Here is a 22665-nt window from a genome sequence, read left to right as displayed (position 1 = left end):
CCGGCCCGGATCTCCGGTCGGTGAGGCGGTTCACCGCCGCGGGGGCGATCTCCGGGTCGATCTTCGCGCTGATCTCCGGGCTGGTCTCGCCGGCCCGGCGGCGGTCAGCGGCGGCTGTCGGCGCTCGCGCCCGTCAGCGACGCCACCGGCGTGCACCACGAGCAGCCCGTGAACCCGAGCTCGACCGCCTCCGACGCCGGCAGCGGGATGACCTCGCGGCCGTAGAGGTAGCTGCACCGGCCCAGGTGGAACAGGGGCTCCTCGTCGATGACGAGGACCTCCTCGTCGATACCGGCCACCGCCTGGCGGGCCGCGTCGTCGACGACCTCCTCCTCCGGCTGGGCGGCCGGCGGCGGGGGCGGCGGGGCCGCGCCGGGCGGCGGGCCGCCCGGGGGACGGCCGCCGGGACCACCCTGGCTCGCGGGACCGCTCTGGCCGACGGGACTGCCGGGACCGCCGGGCCCACCCGGGCCACCGGGATCGCCCTGGCCCATCGGGGGCTGGCCACCCTGACCCGCAGTGTGGCCGGGAGCCTGGCCGACCGGCGGACGGCCGGGAACGCCGTTCGCGCCGGCCGCCGTGGCCGCACCGGCCGCAGCACCGGCGCCGGGCGCTTCCCCGTCGGCCGAGGCCCGGCGCGCCCGGGAGATGTCGTTCATGTCGATGCGCGTGGTCGCCGCGTCGTCGCCTCCGCCCGGACGGCCCGCGGGCGCGCCGGACGGCGGGGCGCCGGGTGCACCAGCCCTCGGGGCGGACGCACCGACCGCCGTGGTCGACGGCCCACCGAGACGGGCCTCGGCCGGCGTCCCCGGCAGCGGCAGCATCCCGAGCACGCGCGCCCCCGACGGGGCGCCCGGCACCCGGGACGGCTCGGCGCCGGCGCGGGCGGTCGTGGTGGCCCAGCGGGCCGACGGGCCCGAGCGGCCGGCCGGACCCTGCTGGCCGGCCGGGGCCTGCTGCCCGGCCTGGCCCTGCTGACCGGCCGGACCCTGCCGGCCCGGCGCACCCGGTCGCACGCCGGGTCCCGACGACCCCGGGCCCGAGGACCCGGAGCCGGCCGCCGCGACGGCACCGGCGACGCCCGCCGCGCCGGCGGCACCGGCGAGCCCGGCCGCGGCGGCGCCGGAACGCTCGCCACCCGGTCGCTCACGCCCGTCGCGCTCGGCGGTCCCGGCCTGTCCGGCCTGACTGCCCGGGGGCACGTCTCGCTCCTGGGGACCGCTCGCCGGGGCCTGGGCACCGTCCTGCCCGCGGTGACCGTCCGCCCCGCGCCCGGCCCCGGCGGCACCGGCCGCCTCGGACCCCGGACGGTCCGGCGGACCCTGCTGACCGAGACCCTGCGGACCGGCGGGGGTGCCGGCGTACTGCGGGCCGCTCTGCGGTCCCGCGCCCTGGCCGCCGGGCCCGCCCGCGGGCACCGGGCCGGAGCCCGGGGTAACCGACGTCGGCGCCGCCGCCTCCGAGGAGCCCTGTCCCGGGCCCGAGGAGTGCACGCCCGGGGCGAACCCGGAGGGCGACGAGGTCGACGCGGTCGACGCCGCCGGGGCCGCGGGCGCGGTGGACCCTCGGCGGCCGTCACGCTCACGCCGACGCCGGCGGACGACGTCGGCGATGAGGAGCGCGGCCGCGAGCACGCTGGCGACCACCGAGCCCCAGGCCCAGGTGGCCACCGAGGTGACCACCGCGACCACGAGGAGCCCGAAGGCCACCAGCACGCAGAGCAGGACGAGGAGCAGCACGATCGGACCCCCGACTCAGGGCCACGAGCCCGCGCGCCTCCTGGCGCGCGGGCCGGCGGCGGCCGTCAGCTGCCGGCTTCGGCTCGCGAGCCGTAGCCGCTGGTCGCGTACCCGCCGCTGCCGTTGCGCCCGTTGTCCGGCGCCGCGGAGCCCCGGCCGTCGAGGTCGCGCAGCTGCGACTCGAGGTAGGTCTTCAGGCGGGTGCGGTACTCGCGCTCGAAGGTGCGCAGCTCGTCGATCTTCTTCTCGAGCCCGCCCTTCTGCTGCTCGATGAGGCTGATCGTCTCGTTGTGCTTGCGCTGGGCGTCGCGCTCGAGGGTGGACGCCTTGTCGCGCGCCTGCCGCTCGAGCGTCTCGGCGCGGGTGCGCGCGTCGTTGAGCATGGTCTCGGCCCGGGTGCGGGCCTCGTTGACCATGCTGTCCGACTTGGTGCGCGCCTCGGAGAGGAGCTGCTCGGACTTGGTGCGCGCGTCGGCGAGCATCCCGTCGGCCTCGGACTTGGCCTCGGCGGTCAGCCGGTCGGCCATCTCCTGGGCCAGGCCCAGGACCTTGGCGGCCTGGACGTGGTGGTCGCCACCGCCGGTGTTGCCACCACCCTGCTGCTCCGACACCCCGAACGGCGGCGGCACGACGGCCTGCTGCGTCGGAGGCATCGGCGGCTGCTGGGGCTGCTGCGGCGGCATCGGCTGCTGCACCGTGCGCGGCGCGTCCTCGACGGGCCGGCTCGGCGGCGGGGCGGAGACCTGTGTGGCCGGTCCGGAGCTGCTCTGGGCGGCGCTCGCCTTGCTGCGCGCGTCGTCCAGGTCGGCGTGCGCCGACGAGAGCTGCTGCTCCAGCTGCTCGACCTGCTCACGGAGGTCGTTGTTCTCCTCCAGCAGACGACCGAGCTCGGCCTCGACGAGGTCGAGGAACGCGTCGACCTCGTCCTCGTTGTAGCCCCTCTTACCGATCGGCGGCTTGCTGAACGCGACGTTGTGGACGTCGGCGGGGGTCAGCGGCATCGGATCTCCTCAAGCACTCCTCGGCTGCGGAACCCCAGGTACCTCGGGCTCTTCGAGCTCCGCCACCCGCAGAGTATGACCTCCGCGAGCGACAGAACCATAATGGACGGGTCCAGTGACGCGCTGCCCTCGCCGCTCGAATGGTGACGCAGAGCCACGGACGGCCGGTGGAAAACCCACAGACCTACCGATTCCCGGGTCGGGCGGCGATCCGCCGGTCGGGTCGTGACGGTCCGTGTCCCTCTACGTGCGGTGACAGGAGGGCCGCGCGAGATGGCCGGGCTCTCCGTCACGACGAGGGCACGCTCGGCGCACGGGACGGGCCATCTGGCGCGCCACGGGCCACGTCGCCCGTTCGGCCGCGTGGCGCGCCGGGACGCGCGGATGTCGGCACCGTACTCACTGATCGCCACCACGCCCACCGTCCTCAGGCCCGCGACCGTGAGCGGGGCGACAGCGCCCCGGCGTCAGGAGGAGCTGGCGTAGTTGCTCTCGGCCAGCTTGCGACGGTCCGCGTCGGAGACCTCGACGTTCGGCGGTGAGAGCAAGAACACGCGGTTGGTGACCTTCTCGATCGACCCGCGCAGGGCGAACGCGAGGCCGGCCGCGAAGTCGACGAGCCGCTTGGCGGCGGCGTCGTCCATCTCGGTCAGGTTCATGATCACCGGGATGCCGTCGCGGTAGCGCTCGCCGATCAGCCGCGCCTCGTTGTAGCTCTTCGGCTGCAGCGAGGTGATCTCGGTCGGCCCGCTCTGCGGGTCGGGCTCCGGCTCGGGCTTCGGAGCCGCCCGCACCGTGGCCGTCGGGGCCGCGCTCGCCACCGGCGTCGGGGCCGCGGCGAGCGGGGTCGGCGGCGGGGTGGCGGACGAGGCACCCGCCGCGGACCCGGTCGACGCCGCGCCGGTCGACGAGGTGGACGTCGGCGAGGAGAGCGACGGCGGCGTGCGGTGGGTCGTCGGGCGCACCGAGGTGTGGCTGGGGCCGGTGTTCGCGGCCCAGCTGCGCCCGCGGCCGGCGCGGGGCACCGACTCGGTGGCCGCCTCGTCGTCGCGGCGGCTCTCGGTGTGCTCGGGGTCGCGGGGGCGGGGCGTGCGACGCTCGCGGGAGTCCTCGTAGCGGTCGGCACGGTCGGCACGGTCGAACCGGTCGTAGCGGTCGTCGCGATCCGCCCGGTCGGCACGGTCCTCCGTGCGCCCACGCCCGTACCACCCGCTGTCGTAGCCGTCGCCGCGGCTGTCGTAGCGGTCGTCGTACCGGTCGTCGTAGCGATCGGCCCCGTAGCGGTGGCGGTCGCCGGAGTGGCGCTCGGCCGGCCGGCGGTCACGGGCGTCGTAACGGTCGTCGTCGTACCCGTCGTACTCGTCCAGCTCGTCGGCCGGGACCATGCCGAAGTACGCCTTCACCCGGTGCAGAGTGGTCATGGCCTCTCCCTGTCCGACGAGACTCCGCACCATCCGGCCCGTGAGTCACATCCGTGTCGTTCACTCACACGGAACGCTAGCTACCGTCGGCCGAGCAGCGCCGTTCCGACACGCACGCACGTCGACCCGTACGCGACAGCGGCCTCGAGATCCCCGGACATCCCCGCGGACAGTGTCGTCGCGCGCGGGTGCGTCGCGCGTACCCGCGCGGCGACGTCCGACACCGTGGCGAACGCCTCCTCCGGCGTGACGTCCTGCGGGGCCACGGTCATCACGCCGCCGAGGTGCAGGTGCGCGCACCCGGCCACGCGGTCGGCGAGCCCGGGGACCTCGGCGACGGGCGCGCCGCCGCGGCTCGGGTCGGCGTCGACGCTGACCTGGACGAGCACCTCGAGCGGTCCCTGCCGCTCCCCCGCGTCCACCGCCCTCGCCGCCGCGGACTCGAGCGCGTCGACCAGGCGCGCGGAGTCGACGGAGTCCACGGCGTGCGCCCACCGCACGAGGCTGCGGGCCTTGTTGCGCTGCAGGCGCCCGACGACGTGCCAGCGCGGCGCGGCGTCGGGACGCAGGTCGGCGAGCTCGGCGGCCTTCGCCGCCCCCTCCTGCTCCTTGTTCTCCCCGAACGCGTCCAGACCGAGGTCGGTGAGCAGGGCGACGTCGGACGCGGGCCAGGTCTTGGTGACCGCGAGGAGCCCGACCTCGGCGGGGTCGCGCCCGGCCGCCCGCGCGGCGTCTGCCACCCGCGCGCGGACCGCGGCGAGCGCGTCGGCGAGCTCCGCCCGGCGCGCCTCCTCGTCGGACGGCCCGGATCGTGACGACGCGGACACCGTCACGGCCGCGCGTACTCCCACCACGTCACGCCGGCGAGGCGTCCGGTCGGCTGGGCGCGTCGGTGGCTGAAGAGCTGGTCGTCCTCGAACGTGCAGCGGGCGTCGACGTCCACGCGCGTGATGCCGAGGTCGCCGAGGCGCCGGCGCAGGCCTGCCCGCAGGTCCAGCGACGGGGTGCCGATCCGCGTCGTGCCGGCGCTGCCGGGCAGGACGGCCTCGACCTCGTCGCGCATCGCCGCGGGCACCTCGTAACAGAGGCCGCAGATCGCCGGTCCGAGCAGCACCTCGACCCGCGGCGTCTCGGCGCCGAGCTCGGCCATCGCCTCGAGGGTGCGCTCGAGGATCCCGGCCTCGGCGCCGCGCCGACCCGCGTGGGCGGCCGCGACCACCCCGGCCGCCGGGTCGGCGAGCAGGACGGGCACGCAGTCGGCGACGACGACGGCGAGGGCCAGGCGGGGCCGGTCGGTGACCAGCGCGTCGGCCGTGGGCGTCTCGCCGCCCGCCGCGGTGACGGTGACGACGTCGGTGCCGTGCACCTGGTGCATCCACACCACGCGCTCCGGCCCGAGGCCGATCCCGTCGCCGAGGCGGCGGCGGTTCGCGGCCACGGCGGCCGGGTCGTCACCGACGTGGTCGCCGAGGTTGAACCGGTCGTAGGGCGGCGCCGACCGGCCCCCGGCCCGGGTCGTCAGGACGCGCCGGACGCGGACCGACGGGCCCGCGTCGGGCGCGGCGGAGGATCGGGAGCCGGAAGGGACAGCTGGTCCGACGGTCCGGCTCCGCTCCGCTGCACGTCCCACGTCCTCAGCGTCTCATGAACGACGGGACGTCGACCTCGTCCTCGTCCGCGCTCCGGGCGGCGGGGGCCTCCGGGGTGGGGGCGGCCGGGGACGACGCCGCGCCCTCGGTGCTCGTGGCCTCGGCGCCGGCGGGCCCGGCCGGGGCGGCGGGGGCCGCCGGACCGGTCGCGGGCGCCCCGGGCGCCGGGCGCTCCACCGCACTGCGGTCGACGGCCGGGGCGGCCGGGATGGTCGGCGCCGCGGAGACGGCCGGGGTGGGGCCGCCGACGTTCGCCGCGCTGTTGCCGTGGCCGTTCCCGGCGCCGTTCGGGCCCGGACGCTGGACCTGGCCGGCCTGGGCCGACACGGTCGAGCTCGCCGAGGCGGAGCCGAGCGCCTGGGGCTCGAGCTTCTTGTGGGTCGGCGTGCCGGAGTCGAAGCCCGCGGCGATGACGGTGACGCGCACCTCGTCGCCGAGCGAGTCGTCGATGACCGTCCCGAAGATGATGTTCGCCTCGGGGTGTGCGGCCTCCTGGACCAGCGAGGCGGCCTCGTTGATCTCGAACAGGCCGAGGTCGGAGCCGCCGGCGATCGAGAGCAGCACGCCGTACGCCCCGTCCATGCTGGCCTCGAGCAGCGGCGAGTTGATGGCCTTGCCGGCCGCCTCCACCGAGCGGTTCTCGCCGCGGGAGGAGCCGATGCCCATCAGGGCGCTGCCCGCCCCGGACATGACGCTCTTGACGTCGGCGAAGTCGAGGTTGATCAGACCGGGCGTGGTGATGAGGTCGGTGATGCCCTGGACACCGGAGAGCAGCACCTCGTCCGCGCTGCGGAAGGCGTCCATGAGCGAGAGGCCCACGTCGCCGAGCTGCAGGAGCCGGTCGTTGGGGATGACGATGAGCGTGTCGCACTCGTTGCGCAGCTCGGTGATGCCGTTCTCGGCCTGCGTCGCGCGGCGCTTGCCCTCGAAGTTGAAGGGGCGGGTGACGACGCCGATGGTCAGCGCGCCGAGCTTGCGGGCGATGCTCGCGACCACCGGGGCGCCGCCGGTGCCCGTGCCGCCGCCCTCGCCCGCGGTCACGAAGACCATGTCGGCCCCCTTGAGGACCTCCTCGATCTCCTCGCGGTGGTCCTCGGCGGCGCGGCGGCCCACGTCGGGGGCCGCGCCCGCGCCCAGCCCGCGGGTGAGCTCGCGGCCGACGTCGAGCTTGACGTCGGCGTCGGACATGAGGAGCGCCTGCGCGTCGGTGTTCACCGCGATGAACTCGACGCCCTTGAGGCCGACCTCGATCATGCGGTTGACGGCGTTGACGCCGCCACCACCGATGCCGACCACCTTGATCACGGCCAGGTAGTTGTGCGGGGGCGTCATGCGATCCGCCTTTCGTGCTGGGTCTGGCGACGGTCGTCGTCCGGGTCCGGCGTGTCGCCGAACCCTCGACCTCTGGTGGAGGTCTACGGTGAGGGATCCCTGTGCGACGGGTGCACGGTAGGCAGGCGGAGCAGCGCATTTCCACGAGGCGCGCCGGGCGTGTCCCGACCTCGGGGCACCCGTTCGCCGGGTGGTCGTCACCCAGGCGCGAAGTCTCGACCAGCGCTGGAGGGTCAGCGGACGACGGCGAGGTCCGGGGTGGAGACGTCGTAGACCGTGCCGGGCCGGGTGAGCAGGGCGGCGAGCACCGCGGCCTTGCGCTCGTTGTCCGCATCGGCGCCCCAGCGGACCTCGCGGCCCCCGGTGAGCACGAACCCGACGTCGTACGGGCCGTTCGCGCGCACCTCGAGGACCTCGGCGCGCAGCGACGTCGGCAGGGCGACGACGACGTCGGCGGCCGCGCGCGTCCCCGGGTCCTCGGGCGAGGGCAGGATCCCGGGCGGGAGCGTCAGTGCCGGGACGCCCTCCGGGCGCGCGGGCATCGTGCGGTAGCCGAACCCGGTGGCGTCGACCAGCACGACCCCGCCGCCCGGCGCCGGGGTGGCGAGCACCGGCTCGCGCTCGGCGACGGTGACGACGAGGGTGCCGGGCCAGTCGCGGGACACGTCCACCGACGCCGTGCGGGGCAGGGTGCGCACGCGCTCGGCCACCTCGTCGCCGTCGAGCCAGAGCAGCGAGGTGCCGGGGCCGATCGCCGCGGCGGTGCGCACGGCCTCGACCTGGTCGGGCGCGGCGCCGACGACCTGGACGTCGCGGACGTCGAGCACCGGCGAGAACACCGTCAGCCACACCAGCGCGGCGAGCACCAGCACACCCACGACCACGCCCGCCCAGACGCCGCGGCGGCGCCGGGCCGTGGCGGCGACCGGCGGCCGCGGCCGGCGGGTCCGCACCGGTGAGCCCGCGGCCGGGCCTTCTGGACGCGCGCCGGCGGCCCCGGTGCGGCGCTCCGCGCGGGCGCTCGACGACCCCCGTCCCGCCCGGCCCGACCGGCTCGCCCGGCCGCTGCGGCCGGCACGTCCGGTGGGTCGGGCGGAGCCGGTCACCGTGACCCGGCTCCCGGGCTGTCGGGCTGCTCGGACGACTGCTCGGCCGCCTGGGCCACGCGGCGCTCGAGCTCGCTGAGCACCTCGGGGCCGAGGACGGTGATGTCGCCGGCGCCCATCGTCACGACGAGGTCGCCGGGGCGGGCGAGATCGGCGAGCAGCGCCGGCACCTGGCCCCACGAGGGCTCGTAGTGCACGTTCTCGGGCGGCAGCGTGAGCTGGCGGGCGATGAGCTCGCCGTTGACGCCGGGCTCGGGCTGCTCGCGGGCGCCGTAGACGTCGAGCACGACGACCTCGTCGGCGAGCGAGAGCGCCGCGCCGAACTCGGCGGCGAAGTCGCGGGTGCGGGAGTACAGGTGCGGCTGGAAGGCGACGATGAGGCGCCCGTGCTCCCCCAGCACCGGGCGGGCGGCCCGGAGCTGCGCGGCGACCTTGGTGGGCGCGTGGGCGTAGTCGTCGTACACCCGCACCCCGGCCGCGGTGCCGCGGTACTCGAAGCGCCGGCGCACCCCGTCGAACCCGGCGAGCCCGGCGAGCAGGCCGTCGAGCGGCGCGCCGAGGTCGAGGCCCGCGAGGAGGGCCGCGCAGGCGTTGAGGGCCTGGTGCTCGCCGGGGACGCCGAGGCGCAGCTCGTGCTCCCGGCCCGCGAGCGCGAACCGCAGCACCCCGGCCGAGCCCTCGGCGCGGTAGTCGAGCACGCGCAGGTCCCCGTCGCCCGTGGCGGCGCGGCCGTAGCGGCGCACGCGGACACCGCCCGCCGCGGCGCGGTCGCCCAGCGCGGCGGCGCCCGGGTCGTCGGCGCACACCACCAGCGCGCCGCCCGGCTCGACGCGCGCGGCGAAGGCGTCGAAGACGGCCATGTAGGCCTCGGCGGTGCCGTGGTGGTCGAGGTGGTCGGGCTCGACGTTGGTGACGATCGCGACGGCCGGCGAGTAGGCGAGGAACGAGCCGTCGCTCTCGTCGGCCTCGGCCACGAAGACGTCCCCGACCCCGTGGTGGGCGCTCGAACCGGAGGCGAGCAGGTCGCCGCCGATCATGAACGACGGGTCCTCGCCGCACGCCTGCAGCGCCACGACGAGCATCGAGGTGGTCGACGTCTTGCCGGCGCTGCCCGAGACGCAGGCGGCCCGGTGGTCGGCCATGAGCTCCGCGAGCACCGACGAGCGGTGCAGCACCGGGATGCCGCGCGCGGCGGCCTCGAGGAGCTCGGGGTTGTCCGGGTCGGCCTGGTGCACGGCCTTCGTCGTCACCAGCGCGGTCGGGCCGCCGGGCAGCAGGTCGAGGTTGTGCGCGTCGTGGCCGACGGTCACCTCGGCGCCGAGCGTGCGCAGCGCCAGCACCGCGCGCGAGTCCTTGGCGTCGGACCCCGACACCATCGCCCCGCGCGCCAGCAGGATCCGCGCGATGCCGCTCATGGCGGCGCCGCCGGCCCCGATGAAGTGCACCCGCGAGAGCAGTCGGGGCAAGGGCGGCACGACGGAGTCCGCCCCGACGCGCTGCTCCTGCTCCACCTGCTCGGTCATGCCCGCCTCCCGCTCGCGGCCGCGGGACGACCCGCCCCGGCCGCCACCTCCAGCACCGTCTGCGCCAGTGTCTCGTCCGCCCCCGCGTGCCCCGAACGCCGGGCCGCCGCCGCGGTCTCCGCCAGCCGGTCGGGGTGGGTCGCGAGGTCCGTGACCAGCGACGCGACCCGCTCGCCGGTCAGCTCCGCATCCGGCACCAGCACCCCACCCCCGGCGTCGACGACGGGCCGCGCGTTGAGCGCCTGCTCGCCGTTGCCGTGCGGCAGCGGCACGTAGATCGCGGGCAGGCCGACCGTCGAGACCTCGGCGACCGTCATCGCGCCGGCCCGGCACAGGGCGACGTCCGCGGCGGCGTAGGCGAGGTCCATCCGCTCGAGGTAGGGCACGGGGACGTAGCCGGGCGCCTCGACGGTGGGCTCGTGCTTCGGCCCGTGCGCGTGGAGCACCCACACCCCGGCCGCGGTGAGCGCGGGGACCGCGGCGGCGACGGCCTCGTTGAGCGAGCGGGCCCCCTGCGAGCCGCCGAACACGAGCAGCACCGGCGCCTGCGGGTCGAGCCCGAAGTGCTCGCGGGCCTGCGCGCGCAGGCCGGCGCGGTCGAGGTCGGCGATGGCGCGGCGCAGCGGGATGCCGATGACGCGCGCGCCGGCGAGCCCGCTGCCCGGCACGGCGGCGACGACCTCGCGCGCGAACCGCGCCCCGACCTTGTTCGCGATCCCCGCCCGCGCGTTCGCCTCGTGCACGACGATCGGCAGGCGCATCGAGGCCGCGGCCAGGTACGCGGGCAGGGCGACGTAGCCGCCGAACCCGACGACGACGTCCGCGCGCACCTCGCGCAGCACCTTCCGCGTGCGGTGCACCGAGCGCACCACCCGGTAGGGCAGGCGGGCGAGGTCGGCGCCGGGCTTGCGGGGCAGCGGCACCGGCGGGATCAGCTCCAGCGGATAGCCGCGCGCCGGGATCAGGCGGGTGTCCAGGCCCTTCTCCGTGCCCAGGGCCGTGATCCGCGCGTCGGGACGCAGGCGGCGTACGGCGTCGGCGGTGGCGAGGGCGGGCTCCACGTGGCCCGCGCTGCCACCGCCGGCCACGACCACGGAGAGCGGGTTGTCCATCCCCCCATCGTCCGGGTCCCGCGGACGGCCGTTCATCGGCCCCCTCCTCGCTGGCTCCGGTGCGGCGCCGGGCGGGACGCCACCTCCGGCTCGGGCAGGCGCAGCGCCCGCGCGAGCCGGCCCTGCCCGTGGGCGCGCAGCACCCGGGCGGCCTCGGGCTCGTGGCGCGCGAAGTTGGCGAGCAGGCCCCCCGAGAGCAGGGCGAGAGCGAGCGACGTGCCGCCCGAGGACACGAGCGGCAGCGGGATGCCGGTGACGGGCAGCAGGCCGACCACGTAGCCGATGTTGATGCAGGCCTGGGCCACCAGCCACACCGTCAGCGTCGCCGCGACCACGCGGATCCACGGGTCGGCGCTGCGCGCGGCGATCCGCAGGCCGACGTAGGCGAGCGTGGCGAACAGGGCGATGACCGCGCCGGCGCCGACGAACCCGAGCTCCTCGCCGATGATCGCGAAGATGAAGTCGTTGTCGGCGTTGGGCAGGTAGTCCCACTTCGCGCGGCCCTGCCCCAGCCCCGCCCCGAACAGCCCGCCGTCGGCGAGCGAGTAGAGCGCCTGGCGGGCCTGGTAGGCCGGGCCGAGGGGGTCGGCGGCCTCCGGGTTGAGGAACGCGGTGATGCGGCTCTGCCGGTAGGTGGCGACGACACCGAGCACCACCGCGGCGACGACCCCGCTGGACACGATGAACGCCATCAGCCCCAGCGGCGCGCACGCGAACCACAGCAGCGCGAACACGATGATCATCAACGACACCGTGGTGCCGAGGTCGGGCTGGAGGAGCACCAGCACGAGGACCAGCAGCGACACGGGCAACAGCGGCATGAGCGCGGCCCGCCAGGTCCGCGGGTGCGGGCGGTGGCGCACGAGGACGTGGGCGCCCCACAGGGCGAGCGCGATCTTCGTCAGCTCCGAGGGCTGCAGCGACAGCCCGGCCACCCGGAACCAGCTGCGGGACCCGTTGACCATCGCCCCCAGACCCGGCACGAGCACGAGCACGAGCAGGACGAGGCAGCCGGCGAGCAGCCACGGGCTCGCCGCGCGCAGCCGGCGCGGCGGCACCCGCACGCCCAGCCAGAACAGGCCCAGGCCGATCAGCGCGAACACGGCCTGGCGGAAGAACACGCCGTACGACGACCCGCCCGCCGCGTAGGAGGACACCGCCGACGCCGAGAGCACCATGACCAGGCCCAGTGCGGTGAGCAGCCCGAACACCGCGAGCACGAGGTGCAGCGAGGTCAGCGGGCGCTCGAGCCACTGGTGCAGGGCGCTGCGGGTCGCGGCGAGGACCCCCGGACGCCCGCCCCGCCCCAGCCCGCCCCGTCCCGACCCGCGCGATCCGTTCGGTCCCCGCCGGGTCGGCGCGCTCACGCCGCGCCGCCGCCGGTGGTGTCGGGCGTGTCCGGCGGGCCGTCGGGCACCGTCGCCGCGCCGTGCGGGCCGACCCCGCCCGCGACCGCGCGCGCCGCGGCCGCGAAGGCGTCACCGCGCGCCGCGTAGTCGCGGAACATGTCCATCGACGCCGCCGCGGGCGCGAGCAGCACGGTGTCGCCCGGCCGGGCCAGCTCCGCCGCGGCGCGCGCCGCCCGGAGCATGCCCTCGTCCCCGGTGTCGTCCATGCCGCCATCGTCGCCCCCGCCCACGTCCCGGACGGGGACATCCGGGGCGTGTCGCGCGACCGCGGCGGCCACCTGGGCGCGGTCGCGGCCCAGGACCACGACCCCCGCCAGCCGCCCGCGGTGCGCGACGACCACGTCGGCGACGTCGGCGCCCTTGAGCAGCCCGCCCGCGACCCACACGACGTGGTCGTGCGCGGCGAGCGACGCGGCGGCGGCGTGCGGGTTCGTGGCCTTCGAGTCGTCGACCCACCGGACCCCGCCGGCCTCGGCGACGACGGCGCCCCGGTGCGCGCCCGGCGCGACGGCCCGCAGGCCCGCGGCGACGGCCTCCGGCGGCACCCCGTGGGCGCGGGCCAGGGCGGCGGCGGCCAGCGCGTTCGCCTCGCCGGGCGGGCCGGGCGGGGCGATGTCGACGACGTCGGCGAGCCCGGTGCCGTGCCGGTCCCCCGCGTCCCCGAAGGCCCGGTCGACGAGCACGCCGTCGACGATCCCCAGCTCGCCCGCCGCGGGCCGCCCGCGCGTGAAGCCGACGTGCACCGGGGCCGGCGCGGCCACGAGCAGGCCCGCCGCCGCGCGGTCGTCGATCCCGGCGACGGCGACCTGCCCGCGCAGCACCCGGGCCTTCGCGGCGGCGTAGGCGGCCATCGTCCCGTGCCAGTCGAGGTGGTCCTCGGCGAGGTTGAGCACGGCCCCCGCGTACGGGCGCACCGACGGCGACCACTCCAGCTGGAAGCTCGAGAGCTCCACGGCCAGCACCCGGTGCCCGGCGCGCAGCGCGTCGACGACCGGCAGGCCGATGTTGCCGCAGGCGACGGTGTCCTCCCCCGCCGCGCGCAGGATCGCCTCGAGCATCGACGTCGTCGTGGTCTTGCCGTTGGTCCCGGTGACCGCGAGCCAGCGCGGCGGGCCGTCCGGACACACCGCCGGGTCCTCGCCCAGCCACCACGCGAGCTCGGGCTCACCGACCATCGGCACACCGGCCGCGCGGGCCGCGCGCGCGAGCGGGGCGTCGGTGCGGAAGCCGGGGCTGGTGACGACGAGGTCGACCCCGTCCGGCAGCACGTCCAGGTCCCGCGTGCGGACGACGTCCCGGTCGCCCAGCGCGTCGAGCTGGGCCTGGTCGCCGTCGCCGACGGTCACCCGGGCGCCCAGCTCGAGCAGCACGTCGACGACCGAGACCCCCGTGCGGCGCGCCCCGGCGACCAGGACGTGCCGGTCGCGCCACCTCGTCATGGGTCCGGCTCCCCCATCGGCGTGCTCCCCTGACCGCTCCGCGTGCCGCTAACCACCCGACGCCGCCAACCACTCGCTGTAGAACAGCCCCAGGCCCAGGGCGCAGCAGATCGCCGCGAGCAGCCAGAACCTGATGATCACCGTCGTCTCGGCCCAGCCGGCGAGCTCGAAGTGGTGGTGGAACGGCGCCATGCGGAACGGTCGCCGTCGCGTGGTCCGGAAGACCGCGACCTGGATGACCACCGACAGGGCCTCGACCACGAACACACCGCCGAGCACGACGAGCAGCAGCTCGGTGCGCGTGACCATCGCCAGGCCGGCGAACAGCCCGCCGAGCGCGAGCGAGCCCGTGTCGCCCATGAAGATCCGGGCGGGCGCGGCGTTCCACCACAGGAACCCGATGCACGCCCCCATGGCCGCGGCGGCCACGAGCGTGATGTCGAGCGGATCCCGGACCTGGTAGCAGCCCGCCTCGATCTGCACGCCGCAGGCGTTGCGGAACTGCCAGAACGAGACGATGAGGTACGTCGCGAGCACCATCGCCGACGTCCCCGCCGCGAGGCCGTCGAGCCCGTCGGTGAGGTTCACGGCGTTCGAGGCGGCCGTGACGATGAGGTAGCAGAACAGCACGAACCCCACCGCGCCGAAGCCGACGACGGCGATGTCGCGGACGAACGAGAGGTTCGTCGAGACCGGTCTGAGCCCTTGTTCGTCGGGGAACTGCAACGCGAGCACCGCGAAGGCCACGGCGCTGACGAACTGGCCGACGAGCTTCGCGGTCTTGTTCAGGCCCAGGTTGCGCTGCCGGCGGATCTTGATGAAGTCGTCGAGGAAACCGACGACCCCCAGCGCCGTCATCAGCATCAGCACCAGCAGGCCCGACGCCGAGATCGCGACGTCGCCGACCAGGTGCGCGGCGAGGTAGCCGATCCACACCGCCGCGAGGATGGCGACGCCGCCCATGGTCGGCGTCCCGCGCTTGCCGCGGTGGCTCTGCGGCCCCTCCTCGCGGATCTCCTGGCCGAACCCCTGCCGGATGAACAGCCGGATCACGTACGGGGTCAGGAGGATCGACACGGCCAGCGCGACCCCCGCCGCCACCAGCACGCCCCTCATGGAGCTCCTCCCCCGTCTGCGGTCGGTGCCGACCCAGCGTCCACGAGCACGTCCGCGACGCGCTCCAGACCCGCCGACCGGGAGGCCTTGATGAGCACCACGTCACCCGGCGCCACGCCCGCGCGGACGAGCTCGGCGGCGGCCGCGGCGTCGGGCACGAGCTGCGAGTCCACGCCCGCCGAGGACGCCGCCTCGTGCAGGGGACGCGCCGCGTCACCCACGACCACGAGGCGCGCCACACCGGTGCGGGCGACCTCGCGGCCGATCTCACTGTGCGCGCGGGCGGTGTCGTCGCCGAGCTCGGCCATGACGCCGAGGACCGCGGTGTGCCGCCCGCCCATCGCGCCCAGGGTGGCCAGCGCGGCGCGCATCGACTCGGGGTTCGCGTTGTAGGCGTCGTTGAGCACGCGCACGCCGTCGGGGCGCTCGGTGAGCTCCATCCGCCAGCGCGAGCGCGGCGCGGCCGTGCCGAGGCGCTCGGCGACGGTCGCGACGTCCATGCCGGCCTCGATCGCGATCGCGGCGGCGGCGAGGGCGTTGTCGACGTGGTGGGCGCCGTGCAGGCCCAGGCGCACCGGGGCCTCGCCGACCGGCGTGACCAGGCGGAACGTCGCGCGCCCGGCGTCGTCGATGACCACGTCGGCCGCGCGGACGTCGGCCGCCGGCGCGCGACCGGTGTGCACGACCCGGGCGACGGTGCGCTCGCGCATGGCCGCGACCACGGGGTCGTCGGCGCCGAGGACCGCGACGCCGTTCTCGGGGAGGGCCTCCACCAGCTCGCCCTTGGCCTGCGCGATGGCCTCGCGGGAGCCGAACTCGCCGAGGTGCGCGGAGCCGACGTTGAGCACCGCCCCGATCCGCGGTGGCGCCACGCGGCACAGCGCGGCGACGTGCCCGCGGTTGCGGGCCGACAGCTCGAGGACGAGGTGGCGGGTCGAGCGCGTGGCGCGCAGCGCGGTCCACGGGTGGCCGAGCTCGTTGTTGAACGACCCGGGCGGGGCGACGGTCTCGCCGAGCCCCTCGAGCAGGTGCGCGGTGAGGTCCTTGGTCGACGTCTTGCCCGACGAGCCGGTGATCCCGACGACGAGCAGCCCGTCGGCGGTGAGGACGTCGACGACGTGGCGGGCGAGCAGGGCCAGCCCGGCGAGCACCCCGGCGCCCGCCCCGCCGGCGTCCGCAGCGAGGACGTAGGAGCCGGAGACCTCGTGCACGGACGGCACGATGACCGCCGGGGCGTCGACCTCCCGGGCGGCGAGCACGCCGGCCGCGCCCGCCCGCACCGCGGCGTCGACGAAGTCGTGGCCGTCGACGCGCTCGCCGGGCAGGGCGACGAAGAGCCCGCCGGCGGTGACCGCGCGGCTGTCGAACTCGACGGTGCCGGTGACGCGCTCGTCGCCGGTGGCGCGGTGGAGCCGCCCGCCGGTGGCGCGGGCGACCTCGGCGAGGGTCAGCTCGATCACGTCGGACCACCGGCGCGCAGCGCCCGCTCGAGCTCCTCGACGTCGGAGAACGGGAGCTTCTCGTCGCCGACCTGCTGCCCGGTCTCGTGTCCCTTGCCCGCGACGACGACCACGTCGCCCGGCCGCGCGGCGGCGACGGCGGCGCCGATGGCCTCGCGCCGGTCGCCGATCTCGTCCACGGCGGCGTCCGCGACCTCGCGCGCGCCCTCGAGTACCGCGGCGCGGATGGCGGCCGGGTCCTCGGTGCGCGGGTTGTCGTCGGTGACCCAGAGGTGGTCGGAGAGCTGGGCGGCCAGCCGGCCCATCACCGGGCGCTTGGCGCGGTCGCGGTCGCCGCCGCACCCGAGCACGGTGAGCACCCGGCCCTCGGTCTGCGCGCGCAGCGTCTCGAGCAGCGCGGCCACCGCGGCGGGCTTGTGCGCGTAGTCGACGACCGCCAGGAACGGCTGCCCCGCCTCGACCCGCTGCATGCGCCCGGGCACCCGGACCTCGGCGAGCCCCCGGACGAGGACCTCGGGGTCGTGGCCGGCGGCGCGCCCGCACGCGAGGGCGAGCAGGGCGTTGGTGACGTTGAAGGCGCCGGGCAGGCGCAGCGCCGCGGGCAGCACGAGGCCGTCGGGGCCGTGGACGGTGAAGCGCTGGGTGCCGTCGGGCAGCGCGACGACGTCCTCGGCGCGCCAGTCGGCATCGGGCGCGCCGACCGTCACGGTGTGCTCGCGGACCAGGCGGCGGCCCCACGGCGAGTCGACGCAGACCACCTCGGCCGCCGAGCGCCCGTCGAACAGCTTCGCCTTGGCGGCGAAGTAGTCCTCCATGTCGGCGTGGAAGTCGAGGTGCTCGGCCGAGAGGTTGGTGAACGCGCCGACCGCGAACCGGGTGCCCGCGACCCGCCCGAGCGCGAGGGCGTGGCTGGAGACCTCCATGGCCACGTGCGTCGCGCCCTCGTCGGCCATGCGGGCGAGCAGGGCCTGCAGGTCGGGCGCCTCGGGCGTCGTGAAGGCGCTGGGCAGACGACGCCCGGCGAGGCGGGTCTCGACCGTGCCGATGAGCCCGGTGCGCGCGCCGGCCGCCGCGAGCGCGGCCTCGAGCAGGTAGACGGTCGTCGTCTTGCCGCTGGTCCCGGTCACGCCGAGGACGTCGAGGCGCGTCGAGGGGTCGCCGTAGACGCGCGCCGCGGCCGGCCCGATCGCGCCGCGCGGGTCGGCGTGGACGAGGACGGGCACGCCGGCCGCGCGCAGGGCGGGGCGGGCGGCGCCGTCGGTGTCGGTGAGGACCGCCGCGGCGCCGCGCTCGAGGGCCTGGTCGGCGAAGTCGGCGCCGTGCGCGCGGGACCCGGGCAGGGCCGCGAACAGGTCGCCCGGGCGCACCTCGTGGGCCCGCAGCGTCGCGCCGGTGACGCGCACGCCGGCGTCGCCGACGATCTCCACCGGGGCCTGCTCGGCCAGCGCCTCGGCGATGCGGGCGGCCACCTCGGTGATCACCACCGGGACCGTCCGCGCGGGGCGCAGGGGACCGCGGTCGTCCTCGCCCGAGCCGGCGTCGACGGCCCGCCCCCGGACGGGTCCGGCGGCGTCGTCGGTGGTCCTCGGCGGTGCGGCGGGCACGAGCGCGAAGGCTACTCACCGTCCCCGCACCCACTCCGCAGGCCCTGTGGCCTGCGGCGCCCGGTGTCAGGGCAGCGTGAGCGGCACCTGACGCGGCGGCGCGGTCGACACCGGCACCGCGCCGTGCTGGGCGAGGTAGGCGCCGATCTCGTGGAACAGCGGTGCCGCGGAGTCGCCGCCCGGCGGCCGGTCGAGCATGAGCGCGACGACGTAGCGCGGGTCCTGCGCGGGGAACATGCCGGCGAAGGTGATCCAGTAGTTCGACTGCGAGTAGCAGCCGCAGCCCGGGTCGACCTGCTGGGCGGTCCCCGTCTTGCCGGCGACCGGGTAGCCGGGGATCGCGGCCTGCGGCCCGGTGCCGCGGTTGCCGCCGCGGCCGTCCTGGGTGACCGACTGCAGCATGTCGCGCATCGTCCGGGCCGTCTCAGGGCTCATCGCCCGCACACCCTCGGGCACCGCCGACGGGATGCGGACCCCGTCGGCGCCGACCTCGGCCTCGACCAGCCGCGGCGGCACGCGCACGCCGTCGTTGGCCACCGCCTGGTACATGCTCGCCATCTGCAGGGTCGTCATCGACAGGCCCTGACCGATCGGCAGGTTGCCGAACGTCGAGCCCGACCAGTCCTCGCGCGCCGGCACCGACCCCGGGCTCTCGCCGGGCAGCTCGATGCCGGTGCGGGTGCCGACGCCGAGCGCCCGCAGCATGGCGGCGAAGCGGTCGGGGCCGACGCGCTGCGCGGTCATCAGGGTGCCGACGTTCGACGAGCGCCCGAGCACCCCGTTCAGCGTGAGGTTGATCGTGCCGTGGGACCAGGCGTCGCCGATGGTGCGGTCGGCGACGCGGATGCTGCCGGGGACCTGGAGCACGTCCTCGGGACGCGCGACGCCCGCCTCGATCGCGGCGGCCATCGTCACGAGCTTGTTGACCGACCCCGGCTCGAACGGGCTCGTCACCGACGGGTTGGACAGCTGCGCGCCTGGGGCGCCGGGCGCAGCCGGGTTGAACCCGCCCGAGTTGGCCATCGAGAGGACCTGGCCGGTCCGCGCGTCGAGGACCACCGCGCTGCCGCTGCGGGCGCCGACGCGCGCGGTGTAGTCGCGCAGGCGCTGCTCGACGGCGTACTGCAGGTCGGTGTCGAGGGTGAGGACGACGTCGCGCCCCGCCTGCGCCGGCTGCTCGGCGCGCGTCGTGCCGGGGATGACGGCGTCGCTGCCCTCGGCGGTGTCGACGACGCGGAAGCCGTCGGTGCCGGCGAGGGTGGTGTCGAGCGCGCTCTCCAGGCCGATGGAACCGCGGATCTTCTGACGGTCCATGTTCCACGACGCGCTGCCGACGACGGTGGCCGCGACGTCGCCCGCCGGGTACTGCCGCGACTCGCGGTCCTCCTCGGCGATCTCCGGGAACGCCTCGCGGACCTGGCGCGCGGCGCCCGGGTCGACCAGCGGGGCCAGCACGACGTAGCTGCGGTCCGAGGTCAGGGCGGCGAAGATCGGGCCGGGGTCGAGGCCGAGGATGCGGCCCATGCCGACGGCGATCGTCGACTTGCGCTGGTCGGGCGTCGGCGAGCCCGGCTGGGAGCGGACCGCCGGGTCGTTCCAGTCCTGGGTGATCCGGCGCGGGTTGGCGACGAGCGCCTTCGCCTCGACGCTGAACGCGAGCGGGGTGCCGTAGCGGTCGAGGATCGCGCCGCGCTCGGCGGGCACGTTGAGGCGCGTGGTGCGCTGCTGCGCGGCGTCGGCGGAGAGCTCCCCCGCCCGCAGGCCCTGGACCTCGACCAGCTTGAGGGTGCACAGCAGCAGGACGGCCACGAGGATCACGCGGCCGACCCGCAGGCGCCGGCGCGGGTCCGGCGGGCGGGACGCGGGACGACGGGCGGGACGGCGCGGCGGGGGCGGCGGCGGGTCCGGACGCCGGCCACCCGGAGCCCGACCGCGCGGCGCGCGCGCCGGCGGGCGGCTCAGGGTGCCCGCGCTGCGGGGCATCAGCGACCGGCCTCGGTGACCGCGGCGTCGTCCTGCGGGGTCTCGCCGTCCTGGTCCTGCTGGGCCTGGTCGGCCGGGGTCTGCTCGGTCCGGGCCTGCGTCTGCTGCTGACCGTTCGGCACCGCCACGAGCCGGTCCTCGGCCGCCGCCGCGCCGGCGGGGGCCGGGGCCTGCTGACCGTCGGTGGCGGCCTGGGCGCCGGTGGTGCCGGTGGTGCCGGTGGTGCCGGGCGCGCCGGGCGTCTCCGTGGCGGGCGGGGCCGGCGCCGCCGGGGTGGGCGCGGGCGGGGCGATCGGCTCGGCGGGGCGGGGGTCGCCGATCACCTGGGACGTCCCGTCGGGCGCGACCAGGAGGACCGCCGGCTCCCCGGCCGGCACCATGCCCTGGGCGCGCGCGGCCGCGGCGAGCGCGGGCGCCGACTGCGCGGCCTCGACGTCGCGGTGCAGGCGCTCGGACTGCTCGGAGAGGTCGCGCGCCACCTGGCGGGCCTCGTCGAGGCGGTAGGAGTCGGCGGCCGCGGCCGTCGAGAGCCACAGCGTCGCCACCAGGCCGCCGGTGAGCAGCACCATGATCAGGAGCACGAACGGGGCGGTGCCCGACGACGAGGGCTGGGTGGGGGTGGTCGCCTTCGTCGTGGTGGTCGTGCCCGGGCGCGGCGTGCTCGCCGTCGACCGGCGCGCCGGGGCACCGGGCCCGGGGGTGCTGCGGGTGCCCGTCCTGGTGCGGGGCTCCGACAGGGTCGCCGTGCTCATGCTGCCCTCCGCACCGTCGTCGCGGCAGTCCTGCTGTGGGTCACGCCGCCTCCCGCACTCGCTCCGCGGCCCGGAGCCGCACCGACGCCGCACGGGGGTTCGCGGCGATCTCGTCGTCGTCGGCCTTCTCGGCGCCGCGGGTGAGCAGGCGCAGGTCGGGCTCGTCCTCGGGGCGCACCACCGGCATGTCCGGCGGCGCCTTGGATCGGCTGTGCTCGGTGAGCACCCGCTTGACGATCCGGTCCTCGAGGGACTGGTAGGACATGACGACCAGCCGGCCGCCCACCGCGAGCGCGCGCACCGCCGCCGGGACGGCCGCGGCCACCGCGTCGAGCTCGCCGTTGACCTCCACCCGCAGCGCCTGGAACGTGCGCTTCGCCGGGTGGCCGCCCGTGCGGCGGGCCGCGGCCGGGATGGCGGCCTCGAGGAGGGCGACGAGCTCCGCGCTGGTGCGCAACGGAGCCCGCCGCCGGGCACGCACGACGGCCTCGACGATGCGCCGGGCCGCTCGCTCCTCGCCGTAGTCGTGGAGCACCCGGATCAGGTCGCCGGGTGCGTAGGTGTTGAGGACGTCGGCGGCCGTCGGACCCGTCGACGGGTCCATCCGCATGTCCAGGGGCGCGTCGCGGGCGTAGGAGAAGCCGCGCTCGTCCTCGTCGAGCTGCATCGAGGAGACGCCGAGGTCGAACAGGACGCCCTGGACGCGCTCGCGGCCGAGGTCGTCGAGCACCTCGGGCAGCGCGTCGAAGACGGCGTGCACGAGGTGCGTCCGGTCGGCGTAGGGAGCGAGACGCGTTCGGGCAAGTCGCAGAGCCGACTCGTCTCTATCAACACCTACAAGAGTGAGTCTCGAGTGCCGAGAAAGGAGCGCGGCGGAGTGACCGGCAGCCCCCAGGGTGGCGTCGACGAGCACGGCGTCGCGGTCGGCGAGGGCCGGCTCGAACAGGGCGAGGACGCGGTCGAGCATGACCGGGACGTGCCGCTGGCCGTCGGCGCCGCGCGCCTCCGACCCCGCCCCGTGCTCGTCCACCGACGCCTCCACACCGACTCGTCGACCGGGCCGGACGGCCCGTCGTGTGCTCGGACCGCGAACCGGTCGCGGTCCGTGTCCTCCAGGGTCCGGTGCCGTCACGTCCCGGCCCGCAGATCGACGGACCTGGCGCCGGGGAAGGTGCGCCAGGGCCGTCGCCCTGCGGACCGAGGCCTCACGGCACCGGACCGTGCGCCCCGTGGGGGCGCCGCCTGTTCGCTTGTCGTCGGTGCGGTCGGCGTCAGAAGACGCCGGGCAGCACTTCCTGCTGGGCCTGCGCGTAGCTGTCCTCGTGGGCGTCCTGGTACTGCTGCCACCGGGCGCTGTCCCAGATCTCGAGGCGGCTGACCGCCCCGATGACCGTGCACTCACGGTCCAGCCCGGCGTAGCGACGCAGTTCGGCCGCGATCGGGATGCGGCCCTGGGAGTCGGGGCGCTGCTCGTCGGTGCCGGCGAACAGGTAGCGCTGGTACGCGCGCACCCGCTCGTCGGTGAACGGCGCCTCGGCCACCTTGCGGGCCATCTGCTCGAACTCGTCGCGGGGGAACACGTAGAGGCAGTGGTCCTGGCCCTTCGTGATCATCAACCCCCCTGCGAGCTCGTCCCGGAACTTCGCGGGCAGGGTCAACCTGCCCTTGTCGTCCAACCGCGGGGTGTGGGTGCCGAGGAACACGGCCTCCACCTCCCCGGTGAGGCCCCGTTCGCCCCACTGCTCACCACCATACCCCACCTTGCCCCACAGCCAAACCATCCGGCGGGCGTGGTGAGCCCCGTTCGAGGGAGTCGTGCCTGGTCAGCGCCGGTGGGGCGAGGTGGGGGAGCTCGGGGCGACGATGACGCGCGAGAGGTGCTCAGGGCTCGCCGACACGCCGTCCGAGCCCTCGCGGGGTGGTGCCGGGGCGGTGCGGGGGCGGTGCCGGGGCGGTGCGAGCAGGGCGAACGGGCGGCCGGGGGCCCGGTGGGGCGAGGTGGGGCGGCCCGGTGGGGCG

General features: G+C 76.5%; 19 protein-coding genes. All 19 read right to left on the bottom strand.

Going from position 1 to position 22665, the window contains the following annotated elements; translation table 11 throughout:
• Nucleotides 1-104 precede the first annotated feature (104 nt).
• On the bottom strand, nt 105-1739 hold the full coding sequence (locus PGB27_RS26095; RefSeq protein ID WP_274203364.1) for a hypothetical protein: 1635 nt from the start codon (nt 1737-1739) through the stop codon (nt 105-107).
• 65 nt (nt 1740-1804) lie between these two features.
• On the bottom strand, nt 1805-2740 hold the full coding sequence (gene wag31, locus PGB27_RS26090; RefSeq protein ID WP_274203363.1) for a DivIVA-like cell division protein Wag31: 936 nt from the start codon (nt 2738-2740) through the stop codon (nt 1805-1807).
• A 467-nt stretch (nt 2741-3207) separates the two neighbouring features.
• Nucleotides 3208-3765, bottom strand: a complete 558-nt coding sequence (locus PGB27_RS29555) for a cell division protein SepF (RefSeq protein WP_456298484.1) — start codon at nt 3763-3765, stop codon at nt 3208-3210.
• Between the two features lie 476 nt (nt 3766-4241).
• Entirely contained in the window at nt 4242-4994 is a 753-nt protein-coding gene (locus PGB27_RS26080) for a YggS family pyridoxal phosphate-dependent enzyme (RefSeq protein WP_408630122.1), read from the bottom strand.
• The gene (pgeF, locus tag PGB27_RS26075; RefSeq protein ID WP_274203435.1) at nt 4991-5683 is read right to left on the bottom strand and encodes a peptidoglycan editing factor PgeF; all 693 of its coding nucleotides are present in this window, start codon (nt 5681-5683) and stop codon (nt 4991-4993) included. The genes PGB27_RS26080 and pgeF overlap by 4 nt, the downstream gene beginning before the upstream one ends.
• Nucleotides 5684-5795: 112 nt before the next feature.
• Entirely contained in the window at nt 5796-7142 is a 1347-nt protein-coding gene (gene ftsZ, locus PGB27_RS26070) for a cell division protein FtsZ (RefSeq protein ID WP_274203362.1), read from the bottom strand.
• A gap of 233 nt (nt 7143-7375) precedes the next feature.
• On the bottom strand, nt 7376-8095 hold the full coding sequence (locus PGB27_RS26065) for a cell division protein FtsQ/DivIB (protein ID WP_274203361.1): 720 nt from the start codon (nt 8093-8095) through the stop codon (nt 7376-7378).
• Between the two features lie 149 nt (nt 8096-8244).
• Nucleotides 8245-9663, bottom strand: coding sequence for a UDP-N-acetylmuramate--L-alanine ligase (murC, locus tag PGB27_RS26060; protein ID WP_408630127.1), 1419 nt, complete (start codon nt 9661-9663; stop codon nt 8245-8247).
• Nucleotides 9664-9767: 104 nt separating this feature from the next.
• Complete coding sequence (murG, locus tag PGB27_RS26055) at nt 9768-10883, bottom strand: undecaprenyldiphospho-muramoylpentapeptide beta-N-acetylglucosaminyltransferase (RefSeq protein ID WP_274203359.1); 1116 nt, start codon at nt 10881-10883, stop codon at nt 9768-9770.
• 32 nt (nt 10884-10915) lie between these two features.
• On the bottom strand, nt 10916-12250 hold the full coding sequence (gene ftsW, locus PGB27_RS26050; RefSeq protein ID WP_274203358.1) for a putative lipid II flippase FtsW: 1335 nt from the start codon (nt 12248-12250) through the stop codon (nt 10916-10918).
• Nucleotides 12247-13731: a UDP-N-acetylmuramoyl-L-alanine--D-glutamate ligase gene (gene murD / locus PGB27_RS26045; RefSeq protein WP_274203357.1), complete on the bottom strand. Its 1485-nt coding sequence runs from the start codon at nt 13729-13731 to the stop codon at nt 12247-12249. The genes ftsW and murD overlap by 4 nt, the downstream gene beginning before the upstream one ends.
• Nucleotides 13732-13779: 48 nt before the next feature.
• Nucleotides 13780-14847: a phospho-N-acetylmuramoyl-pentapeptide-transferase gene (gene mraY / locus PGB27_RS26040; RefSeq protein WP_274203356.1), complete on the bottom strand. Its 1068-nt coding sequence runs from the start codon at nt 14845-14847 to the stop codon at nt 13780-13782.
• The gene (locus PGB27_RS26035) at nt 14844-16307 is read right to left on the bottom strand and encodes a UDP-N-acetylmuramoyl-tripeptide--D-alanyl-D-alanine ligase (protein ID WP_274203355.1); all 1464 of its coding nucleotides are present in this window, start codon (nt 16305-16307) and stop codon (nt 14844-14846) included. The genes mraY and PGB27_RS26035 overlap by 4 nt, the downstream gene beginning before the upstream one ends.
• Nucleotides 16304-17764 (bottom strand): UDP-N-acetylmuramoyl-L-alanyl-D-glutamate--2,6-diaminopimelate ligase, encoded by a 1461-nt coding sequence (locus PGB27_RS26030; protein WP_408630126.1) that lies wholly within the window; start codon nt 17762-17764, stop codon nt 16304-16306. The genes PGB27_RS26035 and PGB27_RS26030 overlap by 4 nt, the downstream gene beginning before the upstream one ends.
• A gap of 213 nt (nt 17765-17977) precedes the next feature.
• Complete coding sequence (locus PGB27_RS26025) at nt 17978-19729, bottom strand: peptidoglycan D,D-transpeptidase FtsI family protein (RefSeq protein ID WP_274203354.1); 1752 nt, start codon at nt 19727-19729, stop codon at nt 17978-17980.
• Nucleotides 19730-19893: 164 nt separating this feature from the next.
• Nucleotides 19894-20646, bottom strand: coding sequence for a hypothetical protein (locus PGB27_RS26020; RefSeq protein WP_274203353.1), 753 nt, complete (start codon nt 20644-20646; stop codon nt 19894-19896).
• A 40-nt stretch (nt 20647-20686) separates the two neighbouring features.
• Nucleotides 20687-21676: a 16S rRNA (cytosine(1402)-N(4))-methyltransferase RsmH gene (rsmH, locus tag PGB27_RS26015; protein WP_274203352.1), complete on the bottom strand. Its 990-nt coding sequence runs from the start codon at nt 21674-21676 to the stop codon at nt 20687-20689.
• A 241-nt stretch (nt 21677-21917) separates the two neighbouring features.
• On the bottom strand, nt 21918-22349 hold the full coding sequence (mraZ, locus tag PGB27_RS26010; RefSeq protein WP_274203433.1) for a division/cell wall cluster transcriptional repressor MraZ: 432 nt from the start codon (nt 22347-22349) through the stop codon (nt 21918-21920).
• Between the two features lie 120 nt (nt 22350-22469).
• The coding region (locus PGB27_RS26005) for a hypothetical protein (protein WP_274203351.1) at nt 22470-22665 on the bottom strand (196 nt) is incomplete at its 5' end.

It is taken from the genome of Actinomycetospora lemnae (assembly GCF_028737315.1).
Lineage (GTDB): Bacteria > Actinomycetota > Actinomycetes > Mycobacteriales > Pseudonocardiaceae > Actinomycetospora > Actinomycetospora lemnae.
Note: the sequence above shows the minus strand (reverse complement) of the source record. Positions and strands in the feature narration are given on the sequence as shown.